10 protein-coding genes are annotated in these 11,948 nt (G+C 39.2%); 2 read left to right on the plus strand and 8 right to left on the minus strand.

The genetic code is table 11. The features are described 5' to 3' along the window. Nucleotides 1-311: 311 nt before the first annotated feature. From ACZ41W_RS05265 to ACZ41W_RS05300, 8 genes are all read right to left on the minus strand, one after another. Nucleotides 312-1,271: a DUF2971 domain-containing protein gene (locus tag ACZ41W_RS05265; RefSeq protein WP_464313837.1), complete on the minus strand. Its 960-nt coding sequence runs from the start codon at nt 1,269-1,271 to the stop codon at nt 312-314. A gap of 383 nt (nt 1,272-1,654) precedes the next feature. Beyond that, on the minus strand, nt 1,655-2,482 hold the full coding sequence (locus ACZ41W_RS05270) for a DNA-methyltransferase (RefSeq protein WP_464313838.1): 828 nt from the start codon (nt 2,480-2,482) through the stop codon (nt 1,655-1,657). Nucleotides 2,483-2,487: 5 nt separating this feature from the next. After that, nucleotides 2,488-3,618 carry a DNA methyltransferase gene (locus tag ACZ41W_RS05275; RefSeq protein WP_464313839.1) on the minus strand — a complete coding sequence of 377 codons (1,131 nt, stop codon included), beginning with the start codon at nt 3,616-3,618 and terminating at the stop codon, nt 2,488-2,490. Nucleotides 3,619-3,716: 98 nt separating this feature from the next. Continuing rightward, on the minus strand, nt 3,717-4,760 hold the full coding sequence (locus ACZ41W_RS05280) for an NADH-quinone oxidoreductase subunit I (RefSeq protein WP_464313840.1): 1,044 nt from the start codon (nt 4,758-4,760) through the stop codon (nt 3,717-3,719). A gap of 142 nt (nt 4,761-4,902) precedes the next feature. Continuing rightward, nucleotides 4,903-6,462, minus strand: a complete 1,560-nt coding sequence (locus ACZ41W_RS05285; RefSeq protein WP_464313841.1) for a hypothetical protein — start codon at nt 6,460-6,462, stop codon at nt 4,903-4,905. A gap of 96 nt (nt 6,463-6,558) precedes the next feature. Then, nucleotides 6,559-7,332: a radical SAM protein gene (locus ACZ41W_RS05290; protein ID WP_464313842.1), complete on the minus strand. Its 774-nt coding sequence runs from the start codon at nt 7,330-7,332 to the stop codon at nt 6,559-6,561. 5 nt (nt 7,333-7,337) lie between these two features. Further along, entirely contained in the window at nt 7,338-8,483 is a 1,146-nt protein-coding gene (tcmP, locus tag ACZ41W_RS05295) for a three-Cys-motif partner protein TcmP (protein ID WP_464313843.1), read from the minus strand. After that, nucleotides 8,470-8,682: a helix-turn-helix domain-containing protein gene (locus ACZ41W_RS05300; protein ID WP_464313844.1), complete on the minus strand. Its 213-nt coding sequence runs from the start codon at nt 8,680-8,682 to the stop codon at nt 8,470-8,472. Before ACZ41W_RS05300 ends, tcmP begins: the two co-directional genes overlap by 14 nt. Before the next feature lie 201 nt (nt 8,683-8,883). Here ACZ41W_RS05300 and ACZ41W_RS05305 point away from each other — a divergent pair, with 201 nt between their 5' ends. Further along, nucleotides 8,884-10,818, plus strand: a complete 1,935-nt coding sequence (locus ACZ41W_RS05305; RefSeq protein ID WP_464313845.1) for an ImmA/IrrE family metallo-endopeptidase — start codon at nt 8,884-8,886, stop codon at nt 10,816-10,818. 399 nt (nt 10,819-11,217) lie between these two features. After that, nucleotides 11,218-11,748 carry an RNA polymerase sigma factor gene (locus ACZ41W_RS05310; RefSeq protein ID WP_464313846.1) on the plus strand — a complete coding sequence of 177 codons (531 nt, stop codon included), beginning with the start codon at nt 11,218-11,220 and terminating at the stop codon, nt 11,746-11,748. The last annotated feature ends 200 nt before the right edge of the window (nt 11,749-11,948 follow it).

Here is an 11,948-nt window from a genome sequence, read left to right on the forward strand (position 1 = left end):
TACTTCTACCGCTTCTCCAGCTTCACGACGCACTCTACGTGGCTAAAAGCTCCCGTTTGAATGTCTTGAGTGTATTTTCGAATTTTCTCGTGCAAGGAAACAGGTCCACACCGTTTTTTCCATTTTACTCGTTAAAGGAAATACGTCCACTTTTCCAGGTTGAGTGCTCGATTTGGATGGACTCCATATAATGGGATGCATCGCTATCGCAGGATTGATGTTCATTTCAAACTACTGCTTTAACTATTCAAGGGAACAATTCAATCCCTTTTTAACCAAGATGTTGATGTAACCATATGAAAAAATGAGCCTTAGTTCATTTGTATAATACCAGTACCTACAGATTTTTCTTTCTTAATCTTACTAAAATCTAACTTAGCATTGTGAATCTTCCGAATAATTTCTTCTTCCTTACCTGAAAACGTAGGTCCAAGAATTATACAATCAATTATTTCTTCATTAATATCTAAATCAATATAATCATGCTTTGGCTTTTTTGAAACATGCATATTCAGTGATGCTCTATATTCACTTTCCTCTTCCCAAAACTGATGTTTCAAGTAGGGTGCTGTTTTCTCTACGGATTCAATGTAAGATAACATGGAGTTTACAAAAGATTTTTTTAGGTTCATCTCAATGCAATGTGGTTTCCCAACATAATCTCCAAATTTTATCGCATAAGCCGTTCGTATTGTCGGTACTATATCTTGGGATTGGTCTTCATCATCTTTTGTTTTGTCCCAATTATCTAAAGCATTCTTGCAAAGGAAATCAAGTGCGAGCATTTGTTGTTGGGGGGTGTAATATATTGGTGCCAAAAATCCTGCATCGCAATATTCAGGCTTTTTACTTTGTAACGTATTAAGCAGTTTATCTCTATTTACACCAATACAAACACCATTATAATCTCTTACGTCATCTAAATTTGTAATTGGCCTATTAATTGTATAAGCATCCCATAAAAGCCTGGAATCAGATTTATCCGTGAAGCAAGTTACATACGACAAAAACTGTCTCTCGTATTCATCCCTCTTGAAGTAACCTATTAACATCTCCAATAGTTTTCGATGATCATCAGTTAGATTTTTTTGTATCTCAAGCTTCTTAATGATTTCAATTATGTAAGTAGTATCAAGCAAATCATTTGATTGGGTACTCAGTTTGAATCTCCAAGTGCCATACTGCAATATACATTTAAATTTCTCAAAACTAGTATAGTGAAAGATGGTCTTAGGAATTATAGCATCATCTATTATTGATATTGTTTTCATTAGCCATAACTTCTCCTTTTGACAGAATATTATCATCAACTCTTATCCACTTATTATTTCAGTTTATACCCGTACACGGAAACAAGTCAATTAAAAACCTCCCGTATCACATGACGGCTCTATGTTCCTGCTGATTTTGATACAAAAAGAAAAAGCCCTCTCCGGCACAAATGTGCTGAAAAGAGCTTGAAATAAGGGCTTTCGAGGTCTCGCAACTTTTTAATGCGAGCTTCGAGAGCCCTTTTTTGTTTATTTTATTTGCAGCGTAATATATAGATTTTGAGTGTGCTTACCCCGCAAAATAGCCAACTAAGTAATAATTAAAAAGTGTGGCAAAATTAAAAGTTATACTTTCTTTATGGTGATTAGTTACTTGACACTGTTCATTTTTCAAGCCGGTCAATCAGTTTCACTCGCTTTCGTGCAATTTCGCACCATTTTTCTTCGAGCTCAATACCAATCCAACGAATATTATGACCCTGCTTATTCAACTTTTCGCAGCATACACCCAGTGTGCCAGAACCATGAAACGGATCAAGTATCACTCCATCGTAAAATCCATCACTATTTTTGGGGCAAAAAGCTTTGATTATTTCTGTAATTAATGCCTCTGGTTTTTGAGTAGGATGTGGTGTTTTTTCGTCTTGATATAGCTTTCCGGCAAGAGTTGGAAATGCCCATATATCTCCTCTCATAGCACCAAGGGGATTAGGCTCCCACTTTACACGTTCTCCTTTTGAATTCTTGTAGTATACTGGATTTTTCAGACGCTCTGTGCTTTTGTAAGGAACCCGCACATCGTCCACATTATAAGTCCACTTCTTTGGTGATTTTGAATACCAGAGGAAAGGTTCGTATTGAGTCAAAGGGGCTGTTGTCAATCGACTAAAGCCATTTTCATAATACCAAATGTTCATCCTTCTATAATTCAAGCCTGCCTCAAACATAATAGACTGAATAAAGCCGATGTAATGATGTATACCAAACCATATAATGCTCCCAGAAGGAAGCAATAAGTCTCGACACAATGCTATTCTCTTTCTCGAAATCGCAAGAAAATCATCCAACGAAAGGCTATCACTATTGTTTCCGAAGTCTTTATTTAAATTGTATGGTGGGTCTGTTAATATCAAGTCAACCTTAACACCATCGTCAAGCATTTTTTGTAGGAGAAAATCAGAATTCCCACATATTACACCACTATAATCCATGATAATCACTTTTTATCCTTTCTGAAAATCAGGATGTATTGGTGGTGAATATTTTCTACATACGCAAAGGGGTATCCATATGGCAGTAATGTTTTATGGTTCTGTAGCAGAACCTTAACGCCTTGCAATGCTATTCTATATCCATCTCGAGTTTCGCGGTGATTCAATGCTTGAATTAGATCGCTGTGGAAGCTGATGAATTCTGACTTATTCCTAAAATCAGACACAACTAAGCACATATATTTTTTTGGTTTCAGTACTCGCCCACACTCTAAAAAAATCTCATCAACAAGGATTTTAAGAAATTCCTCATAATTCGGTATATGTGCCAAATCACTCTGATCATTTTCAGAATAATTCGTTGCTAGCTTATTAGCGAGACGCTCCTTTTTAACTTTATGGTCGGCCTTCTTGTTGAGAATTGACCAATATGGAGGACTTGTAATCATAAAATCAAAAGAACTAGAATCAAATTGTTTAAGAATCTCCCTTGAGTCTCCTAATATAAAATCATGCTTAGCTGCGGCTCCTTCAGCAACTTCAACTTCGAGGCGCTGAATAGCCAAGTCTTTCCAATTCTGCTGTAATTCTATACTTGTACAGAAACGACCTTCAAGCTCACATGCCTTTGCTGTTGATCCAATTCCACCAAACGGATCTAGCACGCGCATACCTTTCTTTGTAAAAAAAGTGATCATGTGCGATACATCCTGATATGAGAATGGTGCAGGGTGTTGTCTTTCAATCTGAGCGTGGGGGTGTTTAGCCCCTAATCCTTTTTGGTAAAAAAAGCTCTTCGTTTCCGGCAGCCACTGAGAACCATTCAAATCATTTAGGGGATTACGAGGGTCTACTGGTTTCTCAGATTCTACAGGAAGAATCTGACCATCCTGTTCTTCAGATTCAATATCTTCTACTTCCTTGTTAGCACTTCTTGTAATAGATGGATTTTGTGGCGCAACTATACTCCGACTTTTATCTCGGAATTCATTCAACTGACTAACATCAAACCTCCGTTGACCTCCAGGAGTTTTGGTCGGTTGAAGAATATCTTGCTCAATCATCCTATAAATTGTAGAAACGCTTACTCCAAGTATTTCTGCAGCTTTCTTTGTACTCACTACGTTATTTGACAAATTCGTACCCGCCTTCCCGACATTAATATGCAGCTTATAGCATATCGCTAAAGCTGCATATTGTCAACACATTTCAACACTATTCAACACTATTAATTCTATTTCAGAGGTTCAAGTATTCCTAAGGACTTATCACTTAGCTCTATTTGCCTTCCAATTTGTTGGGCTATAGTATCTCTTATAGTCATATTATCGTAATCCACATAATAATAATCGTTCTCTGGGATTAGCGTGCAGCTGTTCCAGATAAGAAGCATCAATGCACCAATGGTTGTTGTACTTATTTTAACCTGTTCAACATGCATAATATCTTTGACCACTTGCCAATATCCTTGTCTGGCATTTGGCAACTGCAGGCATATAACTAGAGCCTTGTTGCGAAGCTTGTCGACTCCATAACGCGTATACAAAACTGCTATATCGTCCAGTACACCTCTAGATGCATCAAGTGTATCTCTACCAAATTCAATTTCTACAGCACCAAAGGTTCCTCCCATAGATGAATAAATTGCATCCATTCTTGTATAGACATCACCTATGCGTCTCATAGAACACTTACATCCAAGAGCAATAAGTAAATTGCGACCAATAATATTATGATAATTATTACGAATGCCAGAGAGTTTGTTATAAATTGACTCAAGCAATTCGTCAGTTTCGATGACCATTGTTCCACTCTTTTTAATATGTGACAAGGATTCAATTTGGTGATGATGAATATCTAAACTGTTATTGTCAATTCGATAATTTCCCTGTTTTATGGATGTAGCAGAATTGACTTTGATTTTTTTGTCAAAATACAACGCACCAACTGGGCACCTGCTAACGCATATACCACAATTTATACATTTTGTAGAATCTATTTCAGGAACATCCAATTCTTCGTTCCACTTTATTGCGTCTGTAGGACAGGCATTCAGTGTTTGGTCATGCGGAAAGCCGTCTATAACGTCACAGCTTACTTCGCTCTCATTTAAATACATACACTTCGGATTTATGCATCCTAAGCAAGCAATCGAGCAATTCGTCCTATCAGAAAAATGTGCTTCCGCAGGAGCGCCCGGAGCATAGCTAATTGTAATTGGGACTTCTGTTAAAATTGATATTCTTTTTCTATTTGCAGTCTCTTTAAATACTTGCATTCATCAATCCCTCCAACGAATATAGTTTTTCCTTGTCGAAGCCTCTACCATCAACAAGAATGCTAACTGCAGATGATAATAATGATTTCAAATCTATTACACCTATTGGGTATCCATATGTAGCCTTGAAATCTATAATCAATCAGCTAACTTCTGCACGTTCATTCGGCATGTAATACCCAACAGCTAAGGTTGTAATATCCGGGGTTGTTTCATGCGTTCTACGAGATAAAAGTACGATTTTATTCTCAAGCGCCTGTCTTATTGCTTTAATTGACAAGTGTTGTTCTTCAGTTGGTGACTTGATCTCAATTGGTATGCTTCTTGTTTCATCAACAATAATGGCATCCCAACGGGCGCCATTATCTCCCGGTCTTGAAAACGAGCATTGGAATCCCATGACTTTAAATAAAGTTGCTATTAGTGGATAAAATGTTGTTTGATTCGCATCTTCATAATGAACAAAAAGCAATTCCACAATCTCAACACTGTCATATCCACGAGCTTTTAAGTTTTCAACTCTAGACAAAAAATTTATATCTTCAGGCTCAGTGAGAAGGTCGGTCGCTGCGCCCTCAGGAATGTTTAACGACCAAACCTGTGTCATAGCAAGTGCCACACGTTCACCAACACTGCTTTCAAACATATCTATGCTAAATTCTGAATCTGTTCCATTGCCAAGTTCTACACCTAAGGCTTCTTCTACCAGACTTCTCCTAATAGTTTGGCATGGCGAAAATAAAAGTTCCTTTCCATCTAGAATATCCTTACATATGTTTAAATCGGTTTCAATTACCTCTTCAACGCCAGATATATCATATCCTGACCTTCCAAGCATCGCGTACGTACCAAGTCTAATCATCGACATTTGCTCTGGCTTTTCTAGTCGGTTAAATTGATCAAGACGGAGATCATACATGTTTTTAATGGATTCATAAGTATCAATCCCATGCTGTGTGATTCTTAGGCAAGACATTGATTTGTTATATAAGCTACTATCAGTGACACTTTCCACCCAATTACAACTTTTCATAAAACCAATAGGAAGGCGTGTGCAATTGTCAACCGGTGTAGTTTTCATTCCAAGACTATCAGCCAAGTCTGAAAATGCTCTTTTCAGATGAGAATAATTTCCTCTTATTGACCTTATATTAACAAGCATTTTCTGATATTCTTCCTCATCTTCATCATTGACACTCATCGGCCCCAAGCAGAGCTCATGTTTGTACATCACTCCGTCTAAATCTATAAATGTTCTTAGGGCACACTTGAAAAACCGAACTTTTTCATCGTACCTCATTCTATCAGTGAGTTGTGTTGGATTATTAATGCCTAAAACACATTGCTCATATAAACGAGAAATATCGCCATTAGATATAGCTACGTGAATTCCAATGTATGTAAATACCAATGGATACGATGCCTTTTCGCTGTAGGGAGTAACCCAACCAAGCATGCGAAATACCTCTGCGTACATTTTGGCATTCATTAATGCAGAATTCATACTGTCCTGATCTGTATTACTCAACCTTAGCGCGTCATCACCAGCATAACCATAAGCGGTCATTAAACGTCCTTGCGCAATGACTATTGCCATATCTTCCAACGTAAAGAATGCTTGTGCACCTAGAGAACTGTATAGTTGCTTTATAACCTGAACCTGTGTTGAATATTGTGTTCCTGGATTTCTAAATCGTATCAAAATTTTTCCCTCCGCTTTAAGTATTCATCATTCCTAATTTCACATAAAGAGATAAAGCCTGCCTATGTATAGCAGGTTACATTTTCTACACTTTATTTATTGTGTGATGGTACCATCTTTAATGTGATACGAAATTCCTCGTTCTTCACAAAAAGCAATCACGATTTTCGCTTGCTCATTGTAGAACTCTCGGTGTTCTCTGTATGCACTAACTTCTTTGCTATAATTTGTGCGCCCAAAAATTATTTTATCTACAAAAGCAACAGCTTCAAGAATAGCATTTAACTTTTGCTGTATAAGATTCGGCGTCGGATATGGTTCGACACTGACCCATGTCTGGTACCCTTTTTCATGAAGCACTTTCAATGACGCCAAGCGTTCAGAATAAGGTGCGGCCCCAGGCTCGACTTTCTTTCGATAATTTTCATCCAATGAGACAAGGGTTATGCCATATTCGTTACGCTTCGATAGCTTCGCTAAGTCATTGGGCAGAGTCCCTTTTGTTAAGACACAGCATTTAATTCCAGCGTCATTTAGTTTTCTAATAGCAGCAATGCTCATCTCTGCAATTTCTGGATATCCATACATGAAAGGATCAGTTGTAAAACATAACTGTACAGACTCAATTTTATCTTTCAACCTCGGGATCTCTTTATCAAGAAGTTCTAAAGTGTTGGAAACCAGATACGGCTCCAACCAATCCTCATATGAGGCAACTTGTCCGAAACGCTTCTTCATCATGAACGCATAACAAGGATATTTACAACCATGCGCGCAACCTTGCACATGGTTCATGGTATAGTCGCCGTACTCTACACCGGTTTTGTAGAGCATGGTCTTTCTTTGAATATATCCGGTTACCTTTTTCATGCCTTTTAACTCCTTGAAGAAAAGCATATTGAGCTTTTCTGAATCTTAGCGCCATAATACTGTTTAAGTTCATCCTTAATTTCTTTTCGACAGCAGTCGTATGGAAAAATCGGATGGCGATCTAACGCTTCCCAGACCGTATCCAAACCTACATCCTGTTGTCCATCGAAAACGGACTGCAAATACTTAGCAATATCTTTAGAGTAATAGCAGTCATCGTCTGTTTTGGTAGTAGGACTGCACCCGCAGTTAAGATCCAGAACAAGTTGGTTCTCAGCACCATGAGTATCCTTAGTTGACGATTTCCCACCAAATGTCTGCCAAGCTGACTTTTTATAAAGCCGGAAACCTGCAATATTGCTTGTGCAGTGAATCAAATTATAAGCGATAGCATTTTTCTTATTAAAAAACGGGGCAGCAGCAATATAGTAGTTTTTCCTTTTATCACATCGAAGTGCCACGATAATATCTTCGATACGCTTTTCAAATGCAGCTCGATCGCTTCCATAAGCGCTCAACTCACCAATTTTCATCTGATATGTAGTTTCATACTTATTTACTGCTGATTCAGATTTTGCCATTTTCACAGCACGTGTAGAGTCCATAAGCGCATGATTAATAATCACTTCTCCCCAGTTGTTAAAGAAGGGATAAACGGCATTCCAATCTATCTTTGCATCATATGGGTCATATATAAGCAAATAATGGATATCTTGGTTTTTATATATGTTCTGTCCCTGTTTCTTCAAAAGCTCGTTCCCATCTTCTTCACTAAAATGAACATGAAAATTCCTTTTGTCCTTGTTGCTGAGAAGCTGCTTCAAATGGTTAACTTTGTTTGCGTCTATATCATTGAAATACAGGTCAATCTGTTTATTTGCATACTGACCTGCTGCATCACGTAGCACTTTAAATACTCGCACAGCAGTGCCGAACACCTGCTGTCCATCATCATCATAATACTCACCGCTATTGCACATGCAGTCTATAAAGACAAGGCCCTTACAATACTGGTTGTTTAGCAGCTTTTGAGCCCATGTTTGAACATATTTCTCGATCAACTCAAATTTCTTTATGGTATGCGCACTAGCTCTGCTGATTACTTCATCGTTGCTTGTGTTCGCCAAAACTAACACCTCACTTATCTTCATTAGGTATTAACTCCACAATGTCACCAATATCGCAGTCGAGAGCCTTGCATACTTTAATAAGGACATCCATACTAACGGTTTCGCCTTTAGAGAGCTTCGTTACAGATGCCCAGCTGATTCCAGCTTTAGCCTGCAGATCTTTCTTCTTCATATCCTTATCTATAAGAATCTTCCAAAGCTTTTTATAACTTACTTCCATATGGACCACCTCTCGGAAATTCTATAAACACACGGGCTCCATGCGAGACTAAATTATTATATCATGAAAAGTGTGTTTGTCACAAGAGTAAATCTCTGCATTCGCAAGAATTACCGTTGCTATATATTGAATTATCTCCGTTTTCATGATATATTTTAGTATACTCATACTTTGTGATTACGATCGTAAAGAGGCGCAGCATTGGCACAGAAATATACTTCGTTTTCTTCTTATCTTGAAGATGTCTATTACAATCAAATCTTCGATAGGATAAAGTTTTATATCATTAACAACAGAGAGAGAATGAACCTTTCCACTTATTCTGTGCCTGATCCGAGCTACGCAGAGTTGAGTGATTTTCACGTTATGAGTGTCACTTTCCGTGAGTTGGATAATGACCAGATAGAATTTCGAGCGTCAATACAAACAGAAATTGAAATCTCCGGCAAAAGACGTAGAGATTTTGAGAGTGACACTACGGATTGCTGGTTTTCTATCTCTTTTTCTGCAGTCCTTAATAATGGCCTGCATCAAGTGAAATTGCTCGATATCAGCGAATACTCCAAAGAACGTTTCAATGCTGAAGATTCGCTTACTAAATACCTGGTCCCCTATGTTTACGCTAAGGATTTAGATTCACATGCGGAAAAATTTCTTCTAAAGTATTGTCCTCGCGCATTAAATGAGCCAATGGCATTACCGATCAAAGAAATTCTTAATTCAATGAATTTAACAGTTCGTCTGGCTCCGTTATCAGATGAGGTCTTTGGTCGTACATATTTTAATGATGCAGCTGTTGAGGTATTCAATAACACTACGGATCGCAATGTCACAGTAGAAGAAATCAAACCTGGGACAATTCTTGTAAACCCTGATAACTTTTTCATGAGGAATATCGGTTCTGTGAATAACACGATTATCCACGAGTGCGTTCACTGGGACAAACACTTTAAGTTTTTTGAATTGCAAAAGCTTTTAAACCCTGATTTTTCGTCATTATCATGCGCAGTGGTGGAGGAATACAAAAAAGGTTCTGATCATCTTTCCGAAGAACTGGCATGGATGGAGTGGCAAGCAAATGCCATAGCTCCAAAAATTCTCATTCCAGCCCGAACCGGTCGTGCAAAACTTATCGAGATATTTAACCGCTTACAGCAAGCATTTTCTAGTCTTCGTAGCGCTTATGTAATGGAACTTACAATAAGTGAGTTTGCAGACTTTTTCAAGGTCTCTACTACCGCTGCAAAAATTAGGGCTGTCGAGTTAGGTTTCGAACAAGCTGCTGGTGTATTCAATTTTGTCGACGGTAGAAATTACCCGCCGTTTTCATTCGATAACGGTAGCCTGAAAAAAGGACAAACTTTCATCATTGATCGTAATAACGCTATTGTCGAAGCGGTGCTCAATCCAGATCTCATTGATGATATAAAAGCTGGAAATTTTATATACGCTGGCGGTATGTTTGTCATCAATAATCCAAAGTTTGTCAACATTCAAGAAGGCCACGAAGCCACGTTGACAGATTACGCCCTCGAGCATGCTGACGAGTGCTGCCTCGTGTTTGATAGGACGACTCGTGTTAGCAACAACTTCGACGACTCCTTCTATCGAATTTGCTTTCTCTGCCGAGATGCAGATTCAAAAAGTTTTGTAGAGGCAAGATTCAATCGAAACGAAGGTAAAAACGAAGATGTTCAAAAACGTGCTCGAGAGATGGCTTTAGTCCGAAATGAAGCAAAAAGAGTACAGGATATAATGTGCCAGCTTCCTCCCACATTTTGCGGTACTCTTGATTTTCATGTAAATCGACGGTCCTATACAAATGAAAAGATGGAAGAACTATCGGGTATAAGCTCACGAACAATTCAGGACTATCGAAAGAAAATTGATGCAAAACCAATGTTGCAAAGTGTACTAGCCCTCTGTATTGGACTTAATCTGCAGCCAGCCTTTTCATATGATTTAATCACTAAAGCTGGCCATAATATCATGATCCCATCTGAGGAGTACCTTGTTTATCGCTTCCTAATAGATCATCATCATATGGAAAGCATCTATATGTGGAATCAGAAGCTACAAGACGCTGGGATACCTCAGCAATTGCCCAAAAACGGAAATAAAAACGCCGTTGTATAAATAATTCGGAAGTGCGACTTCCGGTAGAATATTCTCTTGATAATAAGGCCTTTGTGTCTGACAGATATCTGTCATAGACGCAAGGGTCTTATTTTTTTTGCCCTTTTAAGCCATTTCATAAGCCTTTTTCGGAAGTCGCACTTCCTGTTTGAAAAACCCCATCCCCAGTATTCTACAGATAGTGGTTAACGCCACGCTGCTAAGTGATACATCCGCTGGCCTCGGATGTTCCAGTGTCACTTGGCAGAACAACTAAATACTACGGCTGCCAACTGGAAATGGGAGCTGCAATCCGAAACGGAGAAATCTGTGTTGGACTGCGGTCGGGCTTTTATTGCCTTTTTCAGCTGAGCAGCTCAATTCCTCCGTTTCGAGACAACGAAAAACGGAGGAATTTTTATGTCAAACCATGACAATCAGGACCAAACCAACGAACGGAAAATCTACCTCAAGGACCTGCACCAATGGGTGCAAGTCAGCAAGACCGACTACGACAACTATTACCGCGATATCAATGCCTATCGCCGCAGGCAACAGGAGCACAGCCGCTGTGTCTGCCCAGCAAACAAGCGCTACCTTTGTGATATGGATTGCTGGACCTGCCGTTTTCACAAGGCTGGCGATGAGCTTTCCCTTGATTACACCGTTACTGACGAGGACGGCAACGAAAAGAGCTGGCTCGACGATTTAGCAGACGATGCTCCAAGCGCTCAGTCTATCTTGGAGGAGCGTGCACTATTAGACGCCCTTCTATGCAAACTGGACAAGCTCGACCCCGACGGTCGCCGCATCTGCGAGCTACTACTCCAGGAAAAGTCCGAACGAGAGATTGCTTCCATCATGGGCATTTCCCGGCAATCCACCATCAACTACAAGAAGAAAAAGGCGTTTGACGCTTTGCGGGAGCTTCTGCGCGACTACATCTATTAGTAAATCCATCCTTCTCCGGCTGCCAAAATTGGTGGCCGGAGAAAATCTTTTTTCCTGATTTTCGTTCAAACCGCATTCTCACCTCCATTGGGTAGTGGAAAGAGCAAAACGACAATCGCTCCTTCCAAGGAGGTGAAAGAAATGCAAAAGGCACAGACAAGACCACGGAGCTGCGCTGCTGATGATGAGCTCGTAGATGT

The organism is Fusibacter fontis, from assembly GCF_055378735.1.

Excerpts from the sequence above, each read along its gene's own strand:
- tcmP (WP_464313843.1), bottom strand. The coding sequence starts at position 8,483 with ATGAAGATAAGTGAGGTGTTAGTTTTGGCGAACACAAGCAACGATGAA.
- ACZ41W_RS05280 (WP_464313840.1), bottom strand. The coding sequence starts at position 4,760 with ATGCAAGTATTTAAAGAGACTGCAAATAGAAAAAGAATATCAATTTTA.
- ACZ41W_RS05270 (WP_464313838.1), bottom strand. The coding sequence starts at position 2,482 with ATGGATTATAGTGGTGTAATATGTGGGAATTCTGATTTTCTCCTACAA.
- ACZ41W_RS05310 (WP_464313846.1), top strand. The coding sequence starts at position 11,218 with ATGTCAAACCATGACAATCAGGACCAAACCAACGAACGGAAAATCTAC.
- ACZ41W_RS05300 (WP_464313844.1), bottom strand. The coding sequence starts at position 8,682 with ATGGAAGTAAGTTATAAAAAGCTTTGGAAGATTCTTATAGATAAGGAT.
- ACZ41W_RS05290 (WP_464313842.1), bottom strand. The coding sequence starts at position 7,332 with ATGAAAAAGGTAACCGGATATATTCAAAGAAAGACCATGCTCTACAAA.
- ACZ41W_RS05265 (WP_464313837.1), bottom strand. The coding sequence starts at position 1,271 with ATGAAAACAATATCAATAATAGATGATGCTATAATTCCTAAGACCATC.